22 protein-coding genes and 1 pseudogene are annotated in these 21,753 nt (G+C 44.1%); 3 read left to right on the top strand and 20 right to left on the bottom strand.

Annotation, left to right across the window (positions count from 1 at the left end):
* Positions 1-5 precede the first annotated feature (5 nt).
* The 9 genes and pseudogenes from ACOMA8_RS03335 to ACOMA8_RS03295 all read right to left on the bottom strand — a co-directional run bounded on the left by ACOMA8_RS03335 (position 6) and on the right by ACOMA8_RS03295 (position 10,076).
* Complete coding sequence (locus ACOMA8_RS03335; protein ID WP_421368509.1) at positions 6-215, bottom strand: hypothetical protein; 210 nt, start codon at positions 213-215, stop codon at positions 6-8.
* A 13-nt stretch (positions 216-228) separates the two neighbouring features.
* Entirely contained in the window at positions 229-798 is a 570-nt protein-coding gene (locus ACOMA8_RS03330) for a hypothetical protein (protein WP_161900029.1), read from the bottom strand.
* Positions 799-817: 19 nt separating this feature from the next.
* The gene (locus ACOMA8_RS03325; RefSeq protein ID WP_421368507.1) at positions 818-1,237 is read right to left on the bottom strand and encodes a MarR family winged helix-turn-helix transcriptional regulator; all 420 of its coding nucleotides are present in this window, start codon (positions 1,235-1,237) and stop codon (positions 818-820) included.
* 308 nt (positions 1,238-1,545) lie between these two features.
* Positions 1,546-2,169, bottom strand: coding sequence for an alpha/beta hydrolase (locus ACOMA8_RS03320; protein WP_421368505.1), 624 nt, complete (start codon positions 2,167-2,169; stop codon positions 1,546-1,548).
* A gap of 531 nt (positions 2,170-2,700) precedes the next feature.
* A pseudogene (gene wecB / locus ACOMA8_RS03315) lies at positions 2,701-3,990 on the bottom strand (non-hydrolyzing UDP-N-acetylglucosamine 2-epimerase).
* Between the two features lie 337 nt (positions 3,991-4,327).
* Positions 4,328-5,719 (bottom strand): CoA-disulfide reductase, encoded by a 1,392-nt coding sequence (locus tag ACOMA8_RS03310; protein WP_421368502.1) that lies wholly within the window; start codon positions 5,717-5,719, stop codon positions 4,328-4,330.
* A gap of 135 nt (positions 5,720-5,854) precedes the next feature.
* A complete protein-coding gene (locus ACOMA8_RS03305; protein WP_161898951.1) occupies positions 5,855-7,243 on the bottom strand; it encodes an L-cystine transporter in 1,389 nt (462 codons plus the stop codon).
* Positions 7,244-7,497: 254 nt separating this feature from the next.
* Positions 7,498-8,691 carry a trans-sulfuration enzyme family protein gene (locus ACOMA8_RS03300; protein WP_421368500.1) on the bottom strand — a complete coding sequence of 398 codons (1,194 nt, stop codon included), beginning with the start codon at positions 8,689-8,691 and terminating at the stop codon, positions 7,498-7,500.
* 692 nt (positions 8,692-9,383) lie between these two features.
* A complete protein-coding gene (locus ACOMA8_RS03295; RefSeq protein ID WP_421368498.1) occupies positions 9,384-10,076 on the bottom strand; it encodes a MurR/RpiR family transcriptional regulator in 693 nt (230 codons plus the stop codon).
* A gap of 41 nt (positions 10,077-10,117) precedes the next feature.
* On the opposite strand from ACOMA8_RS03295, the gene ACOMA8_RS03290 reads away from it, so the two are divergent.
* Together ACOMA8_RS03290 and ACOMA8_RS03285 are read left to right on the top strand one after the other, a co-directional pair.
* The gene (locus ACOMA8_RS03290; protein ID WP_421368496.1) at positions 10,118-10,735 is read left to right on the top strand and encodes an AAA family ATPase; all 618 of its coding nucleotides are present in this window, start codon (positions 10,118-10,120) and stop codon (positions 10,733-10,735) included.
* Between the two features lie 225 nt (positions 10,736-10,960).
* Positions 10,961-12,268, top strand: coding sequence for a PTS sugar transporter subunit IIC (locus ACOMA8_RS03285; RefSeq protein WP_421368494.1), 1,308 nt, complete (start codon positions 10,961-10,963; stop codon positions 12,266-12,268).
* A gap of 384 nt (positions 12,269-12,652) precedes the next feature.
* Here the strand turns inward: ACOMA8_RS03285 and ACOMA8_RS03280 are convergent, their stop codons facing one another.
* From ACOMA8_RS03280 to ACOMA8_RS03250, 7 genes are all read right to left on the bottom strand, one after another.
* Positions 12,653-13,270, bottom strand: coding sequence for an Asp23/Gls24 family envelope stress response protein (locus ACOMA8_RS03280; protein WP_161898946.1), 618 nt, complete (start codon positions 13,268-13,270; stop codon positions 12,653-12,655).
* Between the two features lie 30 nt (positions 13,271-13,300).
* Positions 13,301-13,492 carry a DUF2273 domain-containing protein gene (locus tag ACOMA8_RS03275; protein ID WP_010730999.1) on the bottom strand — a complete coding sequence of 64 codons (192 nt, stop codon included), beginning with the start codon at positions 13,490-13,492 and terminating at the stop codon, positions 13,301-13,303.
* A 12-nt stretch (positions 13,493-13,504) separates the two neighbouring features.
* Positions 13,505-14,065 carry an alkaline shock response membrane anchor protein AmaP gene (gene amaP / locus ACOMA8_RS03270; RefSeq protein ID WP_421368490.1) on the bottom strand — a complete coding sequence of 187 codons (561 nt, stop codon included), beginning with the start codon at positions 14,063-14,065 and terminating at the stop codon, positions 13,505-13,507.
* A gap of 32 nt (positions 14,066-14,097) precedes the next feature.
* On the bottom strand, positions 14,098-14,343 hold the full coding sequence (locus ACOMA8_RS03265; RefSeq protein WP_161898945.1) for a GlsB/YeaQ/YmgE family stress response membrane protein: 246 nt from the start codon (positions 14,341-14,343) through the stop codon (positions 14,098-14,100).
* Positions 14,344-14,711: 368 nt separating this feature from the next.
* Entirely contained in the window at positions 14,712-14,930 is a 219-nt protein-coding gene (locus ACOMA8_RS03260) for a DUF2922 domain-containing protein (protein ID WP_421368487.1), read from the bottom strand.
* Positions 14,931-14,980: 50 nt separating this feature from the next.
* A complete protein-coding gene (locus ACOMA8_RS03255) occupies positions 14,981-15,187 on the bottom strand; it encodes a hypothetical protein (RefSeq protein ID WP_161898943.1) in 207 nt (68 codons plus the stop codon).
* A 140-nt stretch (positions 15,188-15,327) separates the two neighbouring features.
* On the bottom strand, positions 15,328-15,819 hold the full coding sequence (locus ACOMA8_RS03250; protein ID WP_421368485.1) for a hypothetical protein: 492 nt from the start codon (positions 15,817-15,819) through the stop codon (positions 15,328-15,330).
* A 1,123-nt stretch (positions 15,820-16,942) separates the two neighbouring features.
* Between ACOMA8_RS03250 and ACOMA8_RS03245 the strand changes: the two genes are divergently transcribed.
* Positions 16,943-17,773 (top strand): hypothetical protein, encoded by an 831-nt coding sequence (locus tag ACOMA8_RS03245; RefSeq protein ID WP_421368483.1) that lies wholly within the window; start codon positions 16,943-16,945, stop codon positions 17,771-17,773.
* A 146-nt stretch (positions 17,774-17,919) separates the two neighbouring features.
* Here ACOMA8_RS03245 and ACOMA8_RS03240 read toward each other — a convergent pair whose 3' ends face one another.
* From ACOMA8_RS03240 to ACOMA8_RS03225, 4 genes are read right to left on the bottom strand one after another with little or no spacing between them, the layout of a single operon-like run.
* Positions 17,920-18,393 carry a GtrA family protein gene (locus ACOMA8_RS03240; protein WP_421368481.1) on the bottom strand — a complete coding sequence of 158 codons (474 nt, stop codon included), beginning with the start codon at positions 18,391-18,393 and terminating at the stop codon, positions 17,920-17,922.
* Positions 18,394-18,434: 41 nt separating this feature from the next.
* Complete coding sequence (locus ACOMA8_RS03235) at positions 18,435-19,394, bottom strand: NAD-dependent epimerase/dehydratase family protein (RefSeq protein WP_421368479.1); 960 nt, start codon at positions 19,392-19,394, stop codon at positions 18,435-18,437.
* 31 nt (positions 19,395-19,425) lie between these two features.
* A complete protein-coding gene (locus tag ACOMA8_RS03230) occupies positions 19,426-20,550 on the bottom strand; it encodes an NAD/NADP octopine/nopaline dehydrogenase family protein (protein WP_421368477.1) in 1,125 nt (374 codons plus the stop codon).
* The gene (locus tag ACOMA8_RS03225; protein WP_421368474.1) at positions 20,547-21,617 is read right to left on the bottom strand and encodes a DUF1015 family protein; all 1,071 of its coding nucleotides are present in this window, start codon (positions 21,615-21,617) and stop codon (positions 20,547-20,549) included. Before ACOMA8_RS03225 ends, ACOMA8_RS03230 begins: the two co-directional genes overlap by 4 nt.
* Positions 21,618-21,753 lie beyond the last annotated feature (136 nt).

The raw sequence follows: 21,753 nt of genomic DNA, 5'->3' as shown, positions 1-21,753 counted from the left end.
GGCAGTTACCACTCAAAATCAGACAAGCGCTCTTCCAGTTCGTGGATTTGTTCTTCTAAAAACTGTATTTCTTCTTTGATTTCCTCTAAAGTCGCCCCGCTTCTGCTGTAGCCTTTGTAATAAGCTGTCATATAATCGGTTTCTTCCAAACTTTGCAACCGATCACGTAATTCGCCCAAACGGATCAGCTCTTTTTCATAAGTTGTTTCATTCATTTTTATTTCTCCTCTAGGCTAATGCATTAGGGCTGGCTAATTGTGGACCTTTGCCAGCTCGTGCCAAGACCCAGTCGTCATTGTCCCACATCTCGGTCTGGCGGCGACCACGAAAATAGTCCCATCGTGAATCGATTTCCAGTTCAATCAGCTGGTTTTCTGCCCCCAGTGTGACCCAATTGTAACTGCCGTTATCGTGAGCAAACTTGACCCAGAGGACAGGAAATTGCCGGAGCTGTCCGTCATCAGTAATTAATTGACGCTGTTGGTGCTCGGTACGAATAAAGGACAAACCCGCTGCATAGTCAGGATTGGCTTTGAAAAAGAGCGCCTCCGCTACGGCTTCTGAGCGCACAGTTGAAGTCAATTTCCCCACTGGGACGCTGGTAAGGTTTTTTAAGCTGACCAACGTTGTTCCTGCAAAAATGCCAATAATTCGGGGACCATTTTTGCGAAATAGACCGTCTTTTTGGAAGCGCAAGATTGTTACTTTTTGATTGTTTCTAGTCTCGTCTGTCATTTCTACAAGCTGGTAGTCTTCAGGAAAGGTCACAAAGCGTTTCAACAGTTCTTCTTTTTTCATATTCAGACTTCCTTTGAATTTATTGACTGAGTTTATTGATGGTTTCGATAAATGTGATTTGTTCAGCCGGGGACAATGGTGCAAAAAAGTCCCGATTGGCTTTTTGCAATGCCTCAGTGATCACCTCGTACATGTCGTGTCCTGCTTTTGTCAAAGAAAGCAGATGGCCCCGGCGATCGTGGGGATTTTCTTTTCGCTCCACGTACTGATTCTCCACTAACTTTTGGATTCCCCGAGTCACGTTGCTGGCATTGACGCCGGTCAGCTGCACCAATTGTTCCTGAGGCAAATCGCCAAAATCATGCAATTTCAACAGGTAGTAGTACACGCTGGAATTCAGTTGATAAGGAGCAAGATAATCATCAATCAACTTGACATATTTACGACTGACAGCAGGTAGTTTTTTCAAACTGTCACTTTCATTTGTCCCCTGCGACATTGGCCATCCCTCCTAATTATTATTTGCTTGCGCAAGCAAATAATATGCTGAATTTCTTTCTTCGTCAAATTTTTCGCCTCATGGACTTAGAGGGTCATTTAGGGGGAACTATAGACCAGCTGGGCGTATAGAGGGTGGACGTATTTGGTTTTCGCTCAAAAATTAGAATTGCCTGCTGCCAACTGTAGTTATCCTTTTATGCAAAACTTGGCTTAGTCTCCCTATAAAAACCGCAGAAGACGGCTGTGACTTGCCTTCTTCTGCGGTTTTTTCATCGTTTATTGATAATTTGTGCCAATTTTTGAGCCCTATTGTTCCTGATCTTTTTTAGAAGCTGGCGTGTACAACCAGGCACGAGCGCTGTTAAGCTCCGGCATGGTGATGGCATGGCCTTGCTCAGAGGTGAATAGCGTGACATCTGCTCCCCGTTGTTGCAGCGGTGCCACCAATTCAGCGAAAGCCGCTTGGGATACGATAGGATCGTCGTTGCCTTGGGAAAGCCAAACCCTTTTGTCCGTCAGCGGTTCTTCGTGAGTATGGACACCTAGCGACATCGGGTGAAAAAAGATCCCACCAGACAGCTTGGTTTGCCGCTCCAACAGCAGATGCAGCCCAATATTCGCTCCATTGGAATAACCCACCAGTACCCAGTCCTCTTCGACGACACCTTTTTCGGCACTCAACCGCTTGATTTCCTCGTACAGTCGGTCAGTTTCCACCTCCAGACTGTCGATATCAAACTGGTTCAAGCCGTTGCGTTTGAAAAAGCGATTCATTCCCTCTTCTTCCACCTCGCCCCGAAAAGACAAGATACGACAGCTCCCATCCAAAAAACGAGCGATATCCACCAGTGAACGCTCATCACCACCAGTCCCATGCAACAGCAATAGATTCTTGCCACCTGCTTGGCCAGCGTCAAAATAAAATTCCATTTCCCACACTTCCTTTCTAGGCACCGAAGAGCTGCTTGCGATGATTTCCTTGTGACTTCACTCAATCAGCTAACTTTTTGTAAGTATTTTACCATAAAGGAGGTATTTCGGCAAAAACCTTGATTCGGCGGGCTATGCACATCGTTTCACTTTTTATAATATATACGTTATACTAAACGCGAAGAGAATTTTGGGGAAGATTCTCGCATCAACGTGTAAGGAATTCTGAATCCCTCTACACATCACTTCTTAATTCCGCAGGCCTAACCAACCTGCGGATTTTTTGTGTCTTCCAATAGAAGACTCCTAAACAAGTTTAGGCCGCCCTTTTACAACCGATTGAGGAAATTTGTGCCCTTTTCAGTCCTACAAAAGGCTAAAATTAATAAGTTTACTGTTGCAATTCTTGCCGCTAAAATTTGTGTTGCCGCTTGGTGAACCACTCATTGTTCCGTCCAAAAAGCGACGACAGGAAAAACCCGAAGTTATAACCTGATCTGGCTGCAACTTCGGGTTTATGCTGTCATATTCTTACACTTGAAAATCAACCGGTCGCTGCTGGGTGATGCCGAAATGATAGGCGATCGCTTCAACGATACGGAGACTAGCTTGACCGTCTCCATATGGGTTGGCGGCATGAGCCATCGCTTGATAAGCAGCGCGATCAGTCAATAGCCGGGTCACTTCCTGATAAACCACGGCTTCATCAGTACCCACTAATCGTACCGTTCCCGCTGCAACCCCTTCTGGCCGCTCCGTGGTCTCCCGTAGCACCAAAACTGGTACCCCTAGCCCCGGCGCTTCTTCTTGCAAGCCGCCGGAATCCGTCAAAACCAGTTGGCAGTCCGCCATCAGATTTTGAAAAGCCACGACATCCAGCGGCTCAATCAATTCAACTTGTGGCAACTCGCCTAAAATTTCTTGGGCCAATTGCCGCACTGCCGGATTTTTGTGCATTGGAAAAATCAAGCGGGCTTGCGGCTGTTCAGTAATTACTCGTCGCAGCGCACGAAAGACCTGCGCCATCGGTTCTCCGAGATTTTCACGGCGGTGCATGGTCACCAAAATCTGGGGACCAGCTGCTGGTGAACTCGGCGTAGTGGCAGCTGTGGCTTGCTGATCTGCGAAAGTCTCAAAAGCTGTCAAAGTAGACTCTTTTTCTTGCTGATTTGCCCCAGTTGCTGTTCCCGTCTTAGTTTGCGTTCTTTGATTGTCTTGCTCGGCTTGCGGTAGCCAGTGGGGACGACCATCCAGACGTTGGCGATCAGTCACAGTGAACCGCATAGCATCGATAGCGGTATTGCCGGTGACGAAGATTTTGTCTGCGGCTTTGCCTTCTGTCAGCAAGTTGTCTCGGCTTTGGCTGGTAGGGGCAAAGTACAGCTATGCCAGCACATCGGTCAGCTGACGGTTGGCTTCTTCCGGAAACGGCTGTGCCATGTTCCATGTTCTGAGACCAGCTTCCACATGTCCCACCGGAATTTGTCGATAAAAAGCGGCCAGTGCGGCGGCAAAAGTCGTGGTGGTGTCTCCGTGGACTAAGACCACAGCCGGCGCCTCGGTTTCTAATACATTGCCAAAGCCGGTCAAAACCCGCGTCGTGATTTCTTCAATCGTCTGCCCCTGCTTCATGATGGCCAAATCGTGATCCGGCACAATATCAAACACGGTCAATACCTGATCCAGCATTTCGCGATGCTGACCGGTAACCACCACCTGCGCCTCACACCAGTCCGCCTGCTCCAACTCTTTTACTAAAGGAGCCATCTTGATAGCTTCCGGCCGCGTGCCGAAAACCGTCATCACCTTCAACTTCTCCATGTCCTGCTCTCCATTCTGCTCTCAAAAAACACGGCTGTCCACTAGTGGCGAGGATTCAGCCCTTGTTTTTGTAGGTTTCTGCTGTCTCAAGAATACGGGAAAGAAACAAAAATGGCAACCGGGAAACGCAAGGTAAGCCACAGACTGAAGAGAAATCAGCTCTTGGCAAATCACGCACAAAACCGGCTGAGCGTATGGTGCTTGTTCAGCCGGTTTTCCCTATTCATTGCTGTCGCGGTAGAAGCGTTGCGGCTACGGACAAATCTGCGACAAGACAATTGGGCTCGCAATTTTCTGTGACTCGTAATCAATTTCAACAACGAGTTAATTTCATAAGTTAGCCCACCGGCTGTGCCGCCGGTTTTCTACCTGGTTTTGCGACGTTACCAGCCACATTCAGAACATCCCACGTACGGGCAAAAGGCGGTGCGTACAGCAAATCCAACATTCCCAACTGCTTGGTAGTCATCCCCATAGTAATGGCTGCCGCCAAAGTATCAATCCGCAGCGCGGCACCATTTTCTCCGACAATCTGCGCCCCCAAAATCACCAGGGTTTGATCGTCATAAATCAGTTTGACCCGAATATCTTTTTGCCCCGGATAATAATCCGTCTGGTTCTTGTCGTTGATCACCACCGTTTTGAAACTCAGCCCCAATTTGAGAGCATCCGCTTCCGTAATGCCGGTGCGGGCAGCTTCCAATGCTAAGAATTTCACGCCGGCAGTTCCCAATGATCCTGGATAATAGCTATCTGCTCCGGCAATCACTTCACCGGCAACCCGTCCCAGTTTGTTGGCACCTGTAGCCAGCGGAATATAACGATTATCGCCAGTCACTAGATGAGGCACAGTCGCACAGTCGCCCGCCCCCCAGACATCTGCCACGTTGGTGCGTCCCTGATTGTCTACGATTAAGGCCCCATTGGCAAGTTTATCAAACTCTGAGCCTAACATCTGCGTCGCGGGCCGTACACCAATTGCCATCACTACTAGATCTGTAGCGTATTCCCCTTGATTGGTGACTACGCTGTGAACTCGGGCAATACTTTCTTCGTCTACGCCCCCTGCTAAATCCTGAACCTTTTCTCCCAAATGAAGCGCCACTCCGGCTGTCCGCAGTTTGTATTCTAACACTTCACTGATTTCAGAATCGAAGGAATCCGCCAATAGATGCTCATCCAATTGAATCAGCCGCACTTGTTTGCCCTGATGCAAAAGCGCCTCAGCACACTCGACACCGATAAAGCCACCGCCAATCACCGTAACATGTTGCACCTCTTCTACTCGCAGGTAGGTTTTCAGGGCACGGCCGTCACCAATCGTCTTTAGATGGAAAAGATTTTCATATTTTGCGGCATCTGGTGTCTTTAACGACGGCGTGAGTGGGTACGCGCCACAGGCAATCAGCAGCCGGTCATATGTATCAGTGAAGCTCTGCCCTTCTTGGCTATCCCACACTGTAACGGTTTTGTTGAGGGTATCGACTGCAGTCACCTCATGGAAAAGCTTAACCTTGATCCCCATCTTTTCAAAAGCTGCTTGTTCACGGGCAATCATCTGCCGACTGTCGTGAAACTGATCACCGACATAATAAGGTAACCCGCAAGCGCCAAAGCTGACTACTTCACCTTTTTCATAGACCACAACTTCTGGATTTTCTGCCATTTTTTGGATTTTTACGGCTCCGCTCATGCCTGCTGCGGTCCCGCCGATAATGATTGTTTTCATATTTGTCACCTGCTCGTTGGATTTTACTACATCTTCAAAAAGAGAGCGGAGTGCGGACTAGCCGCCGCCCCGCTGTGTTTTCATGTTAGTGGGTACTGCTGTTTTTTTTAACAACTGCCAGATTGGGCAATCGACTCAGACTTCCCGTACCCGTACATCGGCATCGTTGTAGACGCTCATGTCGATCTCACCCAGCATTTTAGCCGAGCACAGACCTGCCGTCATGGAACCGGAAACGTTCAACGCAGTCCGTCCCATATCAATCATCGGCTCGATGGAAATCAACAACCCGGCCAATCCCACCGGCAAGTTCATGGAACTCAAAACGATCAATGCAGCAAACGTTGCCCCGCCGCCGACACCCGCCACCCCAAAGGATGAAATCGCTACAATGATTACCAGCTGAACGATGAAGCCTGGTGACAATGGGTCAATTCCGACAGTTGGTGCAATCATTACCGCCAGCATCGCCGGATAAATCCCGGCACAACCATTTTGGCCGATCGTTGCACCAAAAGTTGCCGCAAAGTTGGCTACTTTTTCAGAGACACCCATTTTTTGTGTTTGCGCTTCGATGTTCATCGGAATTGCCCCCGCAGACGTCCGGGAAGTGAAGGCGAAGACCAGCGTGGTCCAAGCTTTTTTCAAGAACATGATTGGATTCAAACCAAAGACCATCAATAACACCAAATGCACAAGGAACATCAAGAGAATTGCCGTATAAGAAGCCAGTACAAAGGTTCCCAAATTCAGGATCCCTTCTACGTTGGTCTTAGCGATAGTTGAAGTCATCAGCGCTGCTACTCCATAAGGTGTCATACGCAGGATCAATGTCACCATGCGCATCACTACGGCGTAAGCGGCATTGACAATTTTCGTGAACATCTCTGCTTCTTCTTTTTTCTTTTTCTTAATCTGTAGCGCCGCGACACCGACAAAGGCTGAGAAAATAACAATAGCAATCGTAGACGTACTACGTGCACCTGTCATGTCTTCAAAAGGGTTGGTAGGGATGAACTCCACCACTTTTTGAGGAATGGATAGTTCTTCCACATTGGCCAGATTTTCTTCCAGATAGGCTGCCCGATCCGCTTCTGATTGACCAGCTTGAATCGAATCTGCATCCAGATGGAAGAGATTGGCACTGACCACACCCAGTGTACCCGCAATTAGGGTAGTAAAAATCAGGAAACCAATGATTGTTCCCGCTAGTTTACCAAGACCTTTTGTCGAACTAAGGTTGTTAATCGCACTGACGATAGAAACCATCACCAAAGGCATAACAATCATTTTCAATAACGCGACATAGCCGTTTCCGACAATGCCAAACCAGTTGGTGGACTCGGCTACTACTTCACTAGTCGAACCAAAAGCAACTTGCAAGATTGTTCCGAAGACAATCCCCATTCCCAAACCGGCAAAAACCCGTTTGGAGAAGGAAACATATTTTTTCGCCATGCGATTTAAGACTGCTAGCATCACCAACATCACCGCGATATTGGCTATAATAAGAAATAAGTCCATGTGTAGTTGACCTCACTTTGTCATTTTATAATTGATAGAAATAACGTAAATAAATGCTGTAGAACTTTTTGTTACCTACTGATACCTTCAAAAAAGAGTCTAGTATCCTTTGCGTTATGGTCGGGACTCTTCCCCCCCAGCAGCCACTGACAGTTCTTTAGCTTTGGCTTTAGAGCTGAGTCAAGATGAGGGCTTAAGTGGTTACTTAGCTTTAGTCCTTTGATACTGTTTTCCTCATTCGGTCCACGCTGCCATCAAGTTCCCGAGGCGGTGTGAAGAAGATTGTCCGCCTTTTTTGACGAAGCATTCGGTATCTGCGCTAACGCTTGCTGAAGATCTACCAGCAAATCCTCCGTGTCTTCGATGCCCACCGATAATCGCAACAGCCCTTCAGTGATTCCTTGTTTGGCCCGTTCTTCAGCTGGTACGCAAGCGTGACTCATAGTCGCCGGATACGACAAAATCGACTCCACACCGCCTAAGCTCACCGCTGTAATCGGCAGCTTCACTGCCGCGGCAAAGGATAACACTGCTTCACGATTTTCCAGCTCAAAGGATAACACCGCTCCACCACTCGTTGCTTGTTTGGCGTGAATTTCGGCCCCTGGATGAGCGGGCAATCCTGGATAATGCACGGCTGTAACCTGCGGCGACTGTTCCAAAAATTCAGCAATTTTTTGAGCCGAAGCGGCTGATTGCGCCATCCGCAGCCCCATCGTTTTCATTCCCCGCAACACCAGCCAACAATCTTCCACCCCAAGAATGCTCCCTAGAACCGTCTGCTGTTGACGAATCTGATCAGCTAAGGTCAGATTATTGGTAACCACCAGTCCCGCTACAACATCGCTGTGACCATTCAAAAATTTCGTGGCACTGTGAATAACAATATCTACACCTAAAGATAACGGCGATTGAAACTGCGGTGTCATAAAGGTGTTATCAATGATACTCAAGAGTCCTCGCTTTTTAGCCAGCGCGGCAACCTTGCGAATATCCGTGATTTTCAACAGCGGATTTGACGGTGTTTCCATGTATAGTGCCTTGGTCTCTGGACAGATTGCCTGCTCCCAGGCTGCCGGATCTGTCTCATCCACATAGCTCACCTTGATGCCAAAACGCTTGAGCACGGTTTCTGCCAAGGTAAATGTCCCCCCGTAGATACTCTTACAAAAAACCAGATGATCGCCAGCTTCAAATAACAGCAGCACACTGGAAATTGCTGCCATCCCCGATGCAAAAGCAAAACCACAGCGGCCCCCTTCTATGGCTGCAATGGCTTCTTCCAAAGCCTGCCGTGTCGGGTTGCCAAAACGACTGTAGGTGAAATCCTGTGGCTGATCAATCGCCCCTTGCTGGAAGGTGGATGCCTGATACAAAGGGATTGATGAAGCACCCGTCTGCTGATCGAAAACCGGATAACCGTGGATCAGTTTCGTGTTAATGTCCATGTGTTATGTACCTCCCTTCTCTAGTTGCTGCAAATCTTATTCTTCGAAAAAAAGAGTCCGGCTTCCCCGATACTTGCCGCAATATACACTGACAGACTGACTCAACAACAGCTGCCAACAAATATTCCCGTAAGTAACAAACGACTTTCCACAGCCGTGGTCGCCCTCGTTTTTTCAACCAACTTCGCTTACTTTTGCTGTTTTCGGAAGTGGTTATAAAAACATAATAGCAAACGTTTTCAATAACAGAATGATAACAAAGACAATATAATAGAATCCTTATAACACTTTCATAATTTGTGAAATATTGAGCAACATTTCTGGGAGTGTGTAAAAAAGGTGGGGAAAATGAGAGTTCCAATTAAAATTTTCCAACTATCTGTCAAATTGTACCAAACCTTTTTCTTTTTAGATTTTTACTGTGCTCTGATTTCAGATTGCACAGCATTTTATGCTTAGCTGGATTGTAGTCATGAAAAAAACAGAACACCGGCACCCCGCTGTTCTGTTTGTCTGCTATTCGTATGATTGCGGGAGTTCTACGCTTTTCAAACACTCCTGCTTGCCGTCTTTTTGCTCATTTTCCCAAACATGTTTTTTCTCTTTTAAACATGTTCACAATCCTAGCAAACCCCTTTCATCTCAGGCGTGACTCCGTATACTGGAAGTGAAGAGAGCGGCCGCATCATCTTCTATCGATAAATTTCCTTTAACGCACTGCTCATCAAGAGTTCAAACTGGTTGAGGGCAGTACCGAAAAACAACTTAGGAGCAAAAGCCTCCGTTACTTGAGGCGCATAAGTTTCCGTGCTGATGGTTAATGTTGCCAGCCGACCAATCTTGGATTGCTCGTTACCAACAAAAGCAATTAAAGGTAAACGATGCTCGCAAGCAGTGGTTGCTAACTCAGTCAGACGCTGGGTATCTCCAGAATTGGAAATAATAAACAGTAAAATTTCCTCTTCTTTGTTTTCTCGCAAATACTCCAAGTGACTATTAGCTGTTGCTCGCAAACCATAAAGATTCAAATACTCAGAAAAGTAATTGGCAAGATTCTGGGAAAAACCGGAACCCAGCACCATCATTCGCTTATCCTTGAACTTTTTCATAAGCGTAATAAACTGTTGTTCTTGCTCTGGGGTGAAAGAATGTGGTGCTGCTGGATGAGCATAGGCGTTTTCCAAAGCAAAAACCAGCTCGCTATATCCCGAAAAGCCAATTTTTTTGGCCATGTTGATGATAGTAGCAGTGGAGATAAAGCCTTCTTTGGCTACATCACGAATCCCCATCTGCTTGAGCACACCACGTTTTTGAGCCATCAATCGCAGGACTTGTGCCTCGGAATCGTTCAATTGGTATTTATCGATCAGCATTTCTACATCCATCTGCTGCACCTGCCATCTTTTATAGTTAGGAGTATTATAACATGACTGAAAATCAATTCATCCAAGATCCTTGGGCAAAAATCAAGACCCGCAACAATCTGGCGGGAGACGAAGTAATTTCTGCTCTGCAAAAATCGATCCGCCGAGGCAATGAAAAGGCCGCCTGTGAGTTTGCCTATGAAATGTACATCACCTCCCCGCAGTTTGAGGAGAAACTGTGGCGCAGACTCTTGGCCATCAGCGTCGAGGATATCGGCATGGGCAACCCGTTGGCAGCTATCATGGTCAACAACCTAAATACGATGCGCAAAGAGTTCCAATATAACGAATCTGATCGGGCTATGTTTTTTATTCATGCGATTCGCTACCTCTGCAACTCCGAAAAAGATCGTTCGTCAGATCTCTTAAAAAACATCGTCATCAAAAGCTTCGCCATGGGCTACGTGCCGGAGATTCCCGATATTGCTTTGGATAAACATACCACCCGTGGCAAGGAAATGGGTCGCGGCTCAGAGCACTTCCTGCACGAAGCAAGTAAAGTCGTGCCTCAAGCTGCGGTAGATAACCACTATAAGGAAGACTATGCCGAAATCCTGAAAACCTACGATCCTCAAAATGTAGTAGACAGCGCCTTCGAATTTAACCCGTGGCAAGTCTAAAATCGCAAAAGAATTAGAGCGATGCGTTCTCTTGAAAACAGATAAACCACACAAACTACCTGACTCACCAAGCACTATTTTGGTATTTTGCTTGGCACCGCGTCTACGCTTACCAAGCGCCCTAAGCAACTCATTGAGTTTTCAAGACGCTTTCCCTTGAAAACAGATAAACCACATAAACTACCTGACTCACCAAGCAAAATACACTGAAGGAGGAATTTTCTCATGGATAATCAAAAGTCTTCGATGGTCACTAAGCTCAATGATGTATTGAGTCCTTTTGCTGCTAAAATCGGTAATCAGCGACATTTGAAAGCAATCTCTAGTGGGATGATGTTCGGGCTGCCCTTTATCGTAATCGGGTCTTTTTTCCTGATTTTTGCCAATCCCCCCATCAATATGGACCAATATGACGCGGCTACTGCCAATTTCTTCATGAAGTTTCTAGCAGGTTGGAAGGACTTCGCCGTTGCCAATTACGATGTGATTACTGCCCCTTACAATCTAACCATGGGGATCATCGGGCTGATATCAGTCTTTGGTATTGCTTATTCTCTGGCTAATGAATACAGGCTCAATCCTTCCATGAACGGAATGGTAGCAGCCGTTGTGTACCTGATGATTTGTACGCCTGTCACTGAAGGTCGGATCGAGCTGAATTTTTTAGGTACCAATGGGCTTTTCGTAGCGATTCTAGTGGGCCTTTTAGTCGTAGAAATCTGCCGCATTTTTGAGGTCAGAAATATCAAGCTGAAATTGCCAGATAGTGTCCCGCCGATGGTTGCTACTTTCATCAACACACTACTGCCTTTATTGACCAATATCGTAATATTTTACGGCATCAACTTGATCTTTTTAGCTACCACTAAACAGATTTTTCCGGAAGCTGTGATGACCATCTTGACACCAGCCACCACAATCGCCGGTTCCCTCGGTGGCTTTCTGTTGATCGTTACGTTGGGAAATCTGTTGTGGCTCTTTGGCATCAATGGCTCTTCCATTATTTTTCCCATCGTCTTTACTTTGGGCATGGCTCAAACCGGGTTGAATGCTGAACAGCTGACTAATGGCGAAACTATGACACACCTGATGAACCTGCAGATGTTTCGGATCTCTGTTATGGGCGGCGCAGGTGGAACCTTAGGCTTAGTGCTTTTGATGATGCGCAGTCGGGTACCGGAATACCGCACCATTGGAAAGCTCTCCTTGATTCCAGGTATTTGTTCCATCAATGAACCGGTCATTTTTGGACTTCCCATCGTCTTTAATCCGATCTTAGCTATTCCCTTTATGGTGACACCGGTGGTCTCCTTACTTTTGACTTATTTCGCTCAAAAATTGGGTCTCATTGGACTGGGCTTTATCGTGGATCCTTCCTTCACACCATTTTTTGCCCAAGCCTACCTCTCCAGCATGGACTGGCGCAATGTGCTCTTTTGTCTGGTGCTGATTGCCATCAGCGTGCTTATCTACTATCCTTTCTTCCGAGTAATGGAAAGCAACAAAACTAAACTGGTGGATCAAAGTCTCTGATAATCGATATAATTTTTTTAAAGGGTAATTGCAAATGTTTTATCATATTAAGAAAGAAAATATACGCTAAAAATGGTTGCTACAATCCTTATATCTTGATTCGCAGAAAATGCATGACCTTACATGTAAAGAGAGAAAGCGAATTAAGTTGACTTAACTTGATGAAATCAAAGATATTCAGCATTTGAATTTTTAGCAATAAAAAGCCAAGCGACTTCCACTGTTTTTAATGGAAGTCGCTTGGCTTTTACTTGTAATTTACGTTTGGTAGTGGTTGCTTCGGAGAACATTGACTAGACTGTCGTCACAGCGCCCTTTTTACTAAGTTTCATCAGCCGCCGCAGGTTAGACAGTTTCTCTCTTCTTTTTACATCAAGCCAACACTTAATAGACTCTTGGTTCTTGTCCATCTTTGATTGTGTCTTTCAGATCATCTGTCTTCTCGCTGATCTTTTCGCCACCTTTTGAAAGGGCATTTTTTGCTTTTTCAGTCTGCTTAGATGCAAATTCACCGGTACTTTCAGCAGCACTGGAAACTCGATCTTGTAAGGTTACTGAGTCGTCTTCTTGTTCTTTTTTCGTTTTAACATCCACTACGTTGACATTAACCTCGATGACATCTAAGCCGGTCATGTTGCGAACTTCACGACTAACCACTTCTTTGATGCGGTCGTAGATGTTTGTAATATCCTTGCCGTATTCAGCCACAATATCCAAATCAACTGCTACTTGTTTTTTACCTACTTCCACATCAATACCGGAAGTTACATCATCAGTGTTGACAATTTTACCCGCCAAATTTGAGAAGAAGCCGCCATCGACAGTCAACAGACCATCGATTTCTTCCAACGCGATTCCTACAATTTTTTGAATGACCTTGTCATCAAAGGTCAAATCTCCCTTGATTCCTTGGTTGGGAACTGGTGGCTTAGGTGGTTTGCCGACAGGATCGTTCACGTTCTTTTCAAGTTTTCCCGGTTGCATTGACATGTCTTTTTCCATTGAAATTCCCTCCTGATTTTGATTCTTACTTTACCTTCGCATGGTAAAACGGTCAAAAAAACCGATTCCCAGCAAGTAAAAGCCTAAGTAGGCTCCTAAACACGTAAATACTAATAATAGCAACGTCTTTAAAAATCCAATCGTAATAAGGAGAATGGCCAACAATAGACCGGCTCCGGCGAAAATGATTGGAATTTTATACGCTTCCCATATCTCTTTCATCGGTCCTCCTCCTTACTCTACTCGAGACGTTCCTGCAGGTTCTCTTTTTTGATAATCCTTGAATCTGACATTGGTTTCTATTTTCATGTTCGGTCCCACTAGCATTGCCAGATTATGCTTGATGGCACTAGCCAACTGGTCTTGCTTGTCAGTCAGTAAAAATACCTTACGCATCTTGCCTGTTATCAACACATCAATCGTTTCCTTCTTTACTTTGATGCTGACAGAAGGGTCCCGTATAAAGGGCTCTTCTTTTACTGTCTCCAATACATAACTTTCTAGCGCGCGCTTTTGGATTGTCATATTGCCAGAATCCTTTTCGATATGAAAAGCAGAATACTGACTAGGGAACAACAAAATCACGATGATTCCCACTACTGCCAATATCAAAAAGCCGACACTAACCCAAAATAGCAGCTGCGGCATGTAACTCCCTACTAGTGGATAATCAGTCAGCGGCAGCAGCGCAGGTAACCTGGCTGCGACGAACTGATTGGCTACTAAGGTATAAAACAGCGGAATTGCCAGCAGCACCAAGGCGATGATGAACAAGGCTTTCGTGCTTTTTTGCATGTCGTCACCTCTTTTTCATGATATCAGCTCAACTAAGCCCGGCGCCCGAAAAAGAAGGACACCACCGCTACCAAGATAACTGCGCCAACAATTGATGGAATAATTGCCATTCCTGCCAATGTTGGACCCCAATGACCTAACAGCGACTGGCCAATCGCTGAACCTACGAGACCAGCTACCACATTGGCGATGATTCCCATAGAACCACCCTTATTTGTGAGGGCTCCAGCAATTGCTCCAATCACGCCTCCTACGATTAATGACCAAATCAAACCCATAATAAATTCCTCCTTTTACTTTAGTTTGAAATCACAAACGTTTGAAAACTCTTACAAGAACAACGTTACCACTTGTCTAAAAAAAATTGAAATATTTTGCTTTCTTTTGACAGTCTCTCAGCAAAAGAAGCGAATTTCGTAAGCTATAAAACCACTTTACGTTTCTCTAAGTTCTAGTTTAGTGCCTAACTACTCGTGAATTTTTCGTTTTGATATTCTATATGAAAGAGGCTATAGGATAATTTTGACAAAAAAAGCAGCTGGTGACTCGGTAAGAGACGACCTGCTGCTTTTTTGCTATTATTTTTGAAGTTCCATTTCAAGATCCTGCGGCTTTTTTTCCAAAAGAGGGCGCATCATATCAGACTTTAGTCCTCAAACAACGGGGTTTCGATAGTCTCAATATATTTAGCTCCTTGCACTTCAGCGTATAGCCGGATGCCGTCTTTTTCAAAAAGTTCCAGATCTCGCAAGTCTTCCATCACCGTTCGGACTGTCGGTGCTTCTAGATTCGTAGCGGCAACGATCGGATCCAGACTATGCTTTTTGCCCTCTCCATTCAGAAAAGTCATACGCAATTTTTTCATAATTATTTCCTCCATTCAAAAAGTATCCGTGTAACTACTTCTGCCATCGGTTATTTTACATATTCAGATTTGACAGTTTCTTGTACAGAAATCACGTCCGTATCCTGCGGCATCAATGGCGCCCACAGATCAATCAATGAGACCACTTTTGCTTCTTCCGGGTTCTGGATACAGTTGTTCAATGTTTGCTTAGTACGGTTCTTCTTCCCTGGTTCTTGCAGCATAATCCCCAGTCCAGTCTCTAAATGTGTTTTCATTTTTTTGTCCTCCTTTGTATTTCTGCAAATGCTAAACGACTTGTGCACAGTCGCTCCGCTTTTAGCAGATGTTATTCAAGTGTCGTTGCAAGCCTTGCATATCTATAACGAGAATAACATCCGTAATGTCCCCAACTGTTTTAAAATAACTTCAACTTCTTTTCTAACGCTTTGCGAAGTTTATAACGGACCCGGCGATCCAGCTTGCCTTCCTTTTGATCTGCCAGCAGTTGTGCCAGCTTGTCCCGCTCCCCTTCTGACAAACACACCCAAAAGTCTTGTGTTCGCTGTGCTTCTTCCACCTGTGCTTCGGGACTCCGCTCCCGGGAAGCCACCTGAAATAGTGCTTCATCGGCACCTTGGCAAGACTCCTGCTGACACTGACCTTTGCGGAAAAAATCCTTCATTCGCCAGACCAACCAACCGAAAAGCCGACTGCCGTGATGATCTGCTAAAAATACCTGTCGACTAGTCGCCTGTCCCATTTTCTCAAGCAGTGCCAAACACAACTCCTGCCGATAGTCCTCATAATCGTTGTGGCTGGCAAACACCCCACAACGCATCAAGACCTTTTCAATCAGCAACTCATATTCTGCCTCTTCAAATAACACTTCGATCTCCTCTGGACTCATAAAAAAACCTCTTTTGCACATTTTTCCGGCCGGTGATTCAAGCATACAAAATCCTCATTCTCTCCCAAATGAAAGAAAACTTCTTCAGTGGCAGAAATTCACACCATGCAAATTAAAATCCAGCCCCAAAATCTCGACAGTACTTTCTTTTATTACTCAAATAACATCGAGATCTTTTTTATTGCTGCTCTAAGCAACGAAAAAGGCTGCCTTATCTACGGAGTACCTTGTCCCCTTATTAGTCTTTAATGCTCGAAAAAAAGACAGACAGAGCTACTTCTTTTTGCGTATTTTATTTAAGAAAAAGACAAATTGTTGGTGGAAATTTTTCCTTTTTTCTGCTTTTTTCATCGTTTAATACCCTGTATCGTCATCATTTGAGGCTCCCAACGAGTTTGTTTATCGAGAAAAAAAGCTATTTCCGGTCAGAAATATTCCAACCTTAATTTGCCCCTCAAGCCAGTTCCACACCTCTAAAAAATGTTATTTTTCGTTTGAATCAGAAGTGCAAAAAAGCCAACAAATAGTTTGCCGGCTCGGTGAAATTTTATCCATTTCTCATATAAACATAAAAAATTAAATAATTTTATTTTTATAAGAATATTTTCTTGTCGTATTATTCAACTATGAACCCTCCGTTGAAATTCCATCAAGCTCTTTTTACGGTTTGTCTTTCCTATGGCGACCTTTCATTTATGGATTCTTACCGCCAAAAATCGCTCCGCCTTGTGGCAACAAATTCTCTGAAATGTTGTAGTCCTACATGGAGTTCACAGTTCTTCGTTATACTCTTTTGCAGTTGCCGCTCCCTTCCTCGTTGCCAGATGAAAATTCAGCAAGAACTGTCTTGACATATTCTCATTTCCCTTTGGAACCAGATCTAACACGAGATATACACCGCTTTCATTTCATGCTACACTCGGTCAAGCAGCTGCCCAAAAATAGTCTCTGGACTGCCAAAAATCCAGTGATGCTCTGCATAGGACACGACCATAACAAAAAATGATTTACCTGCAAATTCCCGGATCACAGTCCTCTTGGCTGGCTGCGGCAAGTTCAGCTCTCCCCAATTATTGGCTCAGTTTTTCGGTAGCTACACACCAAACCTAAAGGAGAATTTTTCATGACCTACTCAGCATTTGCACCTCCGTCTCTCCCAGTACCTGGCACTCCGCTTTACAAGCCTGTCACTCGCCTACGTACCTTGCTTCCAACCCTTGATCAGCAGCTTTTTGATAGCCAGAGCCTATCACAGCTGACTGCCAAACTCGCTATCATGCATGACTTTCCCTACAGCGAGAAGATCTTGGCTCTGTTGCCTCTCGCAGACACCTCCAAGTGCCTACACCAGCTGGTCATTACCGAGGAGAACCTCTATCTGGTGGATCGTTCTCAAGAATACATATTGAATCAGGCTTTTCTGTTTCATGAACACGTCCCTTACAATCAGCTCTTCAAGCAAGCTCTTAGTCAGGTGCTAAACAAACAAAACAAGACCTACAATGCGCCAATGCCCACCTGGCGTTATGTCTTGATGTCCCTGAAAGCATCCAGACTATGGGCCGGCAACCGCATCTGGCTCAGCCCCGAGATTCTGGTAGAAAATACTAAAGAAAACGACGGCACTCAAGTCCTACGCACCCTTCTCGGCCTCTCCCTCATCTCGCCAGTCACTCCTGAGACACTGCGCAGCAACCTAAAACAGGCCTGCCTCTGTCACGGTCTCCTTTTGCGAATGCATAAGACCCGCCTGCCTCGCAACTCCGACAAACTCCAGACCTTCCTAGGCTACCCCAGTCTCCCACTGGTCAATCGTGTCTTGGAAAAACTGGAGTTTCGCCACATCCCCGGCCAACGAGAAGAGCTCATGACCTGTTATAAAAAACTAGCCACCAAACAAGCTGTCCAAGACTTCATCGACGCTGAAGAACGAGCCCTTGCTAGGAGAAAGTGAATCAGTCGACATTTGATACACTACGTCCTCTAGACAAATCACTCCACAAGGCAAAAAGAACGCGAACTCGCCAATAAAAGCGAAGCCGCGTTCTTTTTAATTTACCGATAGTTTTATTTGTTACGTGAGATTCGTCCCACAGTCAATCATTTGTGGGATTGCTCGTTGTTTTCCTCCAAGATGACCACCTCAGACTTGTTTTTAAAGATAAACAACTTGCTGAAAACATAATTGGCAACCACCACTAGCACTTGCGTCACCATCTTCGACCAGAAGTCGCCCATATGCAGCACATTCACTAGGAGCAGCATCGCGCCCATATCGATAGCATAAGACAATAGACGATAGAAAATAAACTTCCCGAACTCAACAGCCAGCTCTGCGGGCGTCTCCGTCTTTGAGTGAAAAACCCATAATTTATTGGTGACAAAGGCGAATAGTACCGCCCCTATCCAAGCCAGAGTGTTGGAAGGCACTAGACTGAGATGAGCCAAGTCCTTCGCAAGAAAGAACACGACAAAGTTTACCACTGTCGTCAGCCCACCAAAGAACAGGTAGATAAAGACCTCCCATAGGTGTCGTTTTTCCAGTTCGGTACGGAATCGATTGTAGAGTTTCAAAAAGTTTCCTCGCTTAACTCGCTAGTTTTACTAACAGTACATCATTTCTTCAACACTGACTCCAAATAAGTTTGAATGCCACTCTCAATTGTATATTTGGGGATAAATCCTAAGTCAACTAACCGTCGATTATCTGCAAAGGAACGCGGAATATCACCCTCTCGAGCTTCTGTATAAACCACTGGAATATCTACTTCAATAATTTTTTTATATAATGTGATAACATCGTTCAATGATGTAGCCGTTCCAGTTCCGACATTGTAGACGTTTCCTAAAGAGGATTCTGACTTTGAAACTAACAGCAAGGCATCTACAACATCCTCTACAAAAATGAAATCTCTTGTCTGTTCGCCATCGCCAAATACAGTGAATTGAGACTCATGTTGATCAATCATCTTTTGAAAGCGATCTGTCAGAATCGAAAGAACACCAGAGTATGGAGAATTTGGGTTCTGATTAGGGCCATACACATTAAAAAAGCGTACAGCACTTGTTGGGACACCATATAATGAATAGTGATTGAGCACATAACGTTCAGCAGCAAACTTATCTACAGCGTACGGTGTTAACGGACGAATGATGGACTCTTCTTGCTTTGGAAGTGTCGGCTCATCACCATAAACAGCTGCGGAGGAGGCAAACACTAAGCGTTTTAAACCAGTCTGATAGTTTCTACATAATTCCAACAATTGCAAAACGCTCTTAAAGTTCACCTCATGAGTTTCTAATGGGCGTGCAACTGAATCGGCTACACTTGCTACAGCAGCTAAATGAAAAATATAGTCAAAATTATTTTCAACAAGGAGCTTCTCCATCACTTCGCTATCCGTCACTGAGGCTTTAATAAAATTGATATTGCGCTCTTCCATATTATCAATGTTGCCAAGTTCTCCCATAGAAAGATCATCCACAACAAAAATATTATTATTCAAGTCTTCAGCTAATCTATTGATTAATGTAGAGCCAATAAAGCCGGCACCACCTGTGATTAAATAGTCCACGTTTTCCATCTCCTTTACAATAATAGCGCGCTTACTGATTTTCTCTGTAATACTGGAGTAAATCAGTCATATTCTGGATTCCATGTGCTTGTGGTACATCTGCAGCAAGAAAGTCTTTTCCTGGCATCCCGTCCTTGGTAAGATAGTGTTTTTGCATATTATCTTGATACCAACTAAGAACTCTATTCATTCCAGGCGTATCAGTGCCAACAATCAAAGAAAATGCCTTTAGCAAAAGCAAGCCATAGGGAAAGTCTTCTGTAAAGTATCTGGATTTAAAGTTGGGAATAAATCCTTCATCCTTTTTGATCATAGGGGTTAGTATTCCTTTAAAGGAATCAATAGATGAAATCTTAGCAGTTATTTCGTTACTTGTCCAGCTTTCATAGTGCTTCCGAATCGTTTTAAAATCGGACATATCTAATTCTTTGGGTAAATGATAAACAAGTTCTTCTACTTCTTTATCTAATGTGATTAACCAATTTGAAGAGTCGTTATCCCACTGTTCATAAAAAAGAGGCACTGAAGAATAGTACGCACCTACTTGGTAATTTTTAAACAAACTATATAATCGAGAGGTGTGCAAAATTGCATTGGAAGGAGTAAGAGCAATTGCTAGATAGTTTCCTAATTCAATTACCTCCATCTTTAATAGATTGGATAAACAATTAATAAATTGAGTAGAGTCTCCTCCAGAAATAGGCGCTGCAGTAATCGACGACTTTCTAGAATACAGAGTCTTCCTATTCCTCTCTGCAATTCTTGCAATATAGGGAACTCTACCTAATCCGTATAGTTCATGACCATTATCAATAAGATCCTTCATCAAGTATTCTGCCCCGCCAGTGCCCGGCACCACACAAACACTCGTTTTATTATCTAAATTTTTTATCAACCACTGCGATAGTTCATGTAACATGAAAGAAGGATAAGTTACGAAAATTAGTTCTCGATCAGATACCGCAAGTTTAAAATCATCTGTAATTAAATAAATTTCACTATTTATGGTATATCCAGAGTCCATATCAGTCAATTGGTAATTCACACCGTGGCCCAAATTAGCAGAAGAATAAACACTGACCTCATGATTTCTTGAAGAAAGATCTGCCGCAAGTGTTGAACCAATATTTCCAAAGCCAATAATTCCTATTCTCATTCGTGTACATCTCCAAACTGATAAATGCTCATGACCAAAAATGAAGGGAATTTGGGATCCATCCATGTCGATTTAGGTGGTAGAATAGTTCCACTTCTTGCAGCATTGATAAAATCATCTTTTTCTAAAGGTGCGGTTTCAAGTAAGACCTGGTTTAAGTTCATATGTTTCTTCTCTTCAATCGTATCCTGTGGAGATAGGTAGCTGATACGATCATCAGAAAAGACGCGAAAAGCCTGCGAGATAATTTGCGTATTAAGTCGATAAATATCATTGTTCCAAAAGGAATCTCCTATCAGATCAATCAATTTGATAAGATACGATTTATTCAAATAAGTCATACGAACAAACCCTTTCGGAATTAGCGTATAAGGCGCAGTTTCAGAAACTTCAAATTTCTGCTCTAAAAAGTCCAACGATTTACTAAATTTTGCGTTAGAAATATTTCCTATTCTGCGATTGATTGAAAGAATGTTCAAATCGGCAAAACTTATTAAGCATGAGAAGACATTCGACTTAAATTCTGATAATGATGAAACGTATAAACGATGATGCCCATCTCCAATATACAATTCATCAATTTCCTGAAAAATACCTAATAATTCGCTCGCATAATCTTTTTGATAGACATACAAAGTCACTGGTCCAACAAGATGGGAAGCACTATATTGCCCCTTTGCAACTATCCTTTCAAAATCAATCTTTTTTTCATGCGCTAGCAGAACTGGTGCGGCCTCAGCATTATATCCATGTAAATTACTTAGCATACCTTGAATCACATTTGGTAAAACAAGTTCGTGGCTCTTCACGTGTCCCTTTTTGTACTCATCAATAGGTAAGTTGGCTAAAATCCCCCATCTACCACTGTAATTAAATACATAAACAGCATCGTCATATCGTTTTATCGGCTGTCTGTTCAGTCTCTCTTTTTCCTCATTAGATAAAAAAAGGGTCCTGTCATCGAATCGTATCTTGTCATCTTCAATGTGTGCCAAATTAATAAACTCTGGACCATAGATTTCACCACTGACATTTAAATAGCTAGCTCCTAGGCTTTGTATTTTCACCTTTATTTCAACTCCTTCCACGGCATACCTTAAACTATTTAAATCGAATCTTTAAATAAGAATCTTATGATTTAGAACTTCTATTCTTGTAAATTGAAGTCCTAAATCCCTGATCTATAACAGTTTTAAACAAAAG

This window comes from Enterococcus infantis (genome assembly GCF_049166715.1).
Classification (GTDB): domain Bacteria; phylum Bacillota; class Bacilli; order Lactobacillales; family Enterococcaceae; genus Enterococcus_C; species Enterococcus_C leclercqii.
This window is presented reverse-complemented; position numbering and strand designations above follow the sequence as displayed.

Bases quoted from the DNA above. Each gene is read 5' to 3' on its own strand.
- ACOMA8_RS03335 (WP_421368509.1), bottom strand. From the start codon at position 215: ATGAATGAAACAACTTATGAAAAAGAGCTGATCCGTTTGGGCGAATTA.
- ACOMA8_RS03275 (WP_010730999.1), bottom strand. From the start codon at position 13,492: ATGAAAGAGATATGGGAAGCGTATAAAATTCCAATCATTTTCGCCGGA.
- ACOMA8_RS03260 (WP_421368487.1), bottom strand. From the start codon at position 14,930: ATGAAAAAATTGCGTATGACTTTTCTGAATGGAGAGGGCAAAAAGCAT.
- ACOMA8_RS03295 (WP_421368498.1), bottom strand. From the start codon at position 10,076: ATGGATGTAGAAATGCTGATCGATAAATACCAATTGAACGATTCCGAG.
- ACOMA8_RS03250 (WP_421368485.1), bottom strand. From the start codon at position 15,819: ATGAGTCCAGAGGAGATCGAAGTGTTATTTGAAGAGGCAGAATATGAG.
- ACOMA8_RS03265 (WP_161898945.1), bottom strand. From the start codon at position 14,343: ATGGGTTTGATTTGGTCATTAATCGTAGGAGGCGTGATTGGAGCAATT.
- ACOMA8_RS03255 (WP_161898943.1), bottom strand. From the start codon at position 15,187: ATGAAAACACATTTAGAGACTGGACTGGGGATTATGCTGCAAGAACCA.
- ACOMA8_RS03245 (WP_421368483.1), top strand. From the start codon at position 16,943: ATGACCTACTCAGCATTTGCACCTCCGTCTCTCCCAGTACCTGGCACT.
- ACOMA8_RS03320 (WP_421368505.1), bottom strand. From the start codon at position 2,169: ATGGAATTTTATTTTGACGCTGGCCAAGCAGGTGGCAAGAATCTATTG.
- amaP (WP_421368490.1), bottom strand. From the start codon at position 14,065: ATGCAAAAAAGCACGAAAGCCTTGTTCATCATCGCCTTGGTGCTGCTG.
- ACOMA8_RS03305 (WP_161898951.1), bottom strand. From the start codon at position 7,243: ATGGACTTATTTCTTATTATAGCCAATATCGCGGTGATGTTGGTGATG.
- ACOMA8_RS03230 (WP_421368477.1), bottom strand. From the start codon at position 20,550: ATGAGAATAGGAATTATTGGCTTTGGAAATATTGGTTCAACACTTGCG.
- ACOMA8_RS03325 (WP_421368507.1), bottom strand. From the start codon at position 1,237: ATGTCGCAGGGGACAAATGAAAGTGACAGTTTGAAAAAACTACCTGCT.
- ACOMA8_RS03330 (WP_161900029.1), bottom strand. From the start codon at position 798: ATGAAAAAAGAAGAACTGTTGAAACGCTTTGTGACCTTTCCTGAAGAC.
- ACOMA8_RS03280 (WP_161898946.1), bottom strand. From the start codon at position 13,270: ATGGAAAAAGACATGTCAATGCAACCGGGAAAACTTGAAAAGAACGTG.
- ACOMA8_RS03285 (WP_421368494.1), top strand. From the start codon at position 10,961: ATGGATAATCAAAAGTCTTCGATGGTCACTAAGCTCAATGATGTATTG.
- ACOMA8_RS03300 (WP_421368500.1), bottom strand. From the start codon at position 8,691: ATGGACATTAACACGAAACTGATCCACGGTTATCCGGTTTTCGATCAG.
- ACOMA8_RS03310 (WP_421368502.1), bottom strand. From the start codon at position 5,719: ATGAAAACAATCATTATCGGCGGGACCGCAGCAGGCATGAGCGGAGCC.
- ACOMA8_RS03290 (WP_421368496.1), top strand. From the start codon at position 10,118: ATGACTGAAAATCAATTCATCCAAGATCCTTGGGCAAAAATCAAGACC.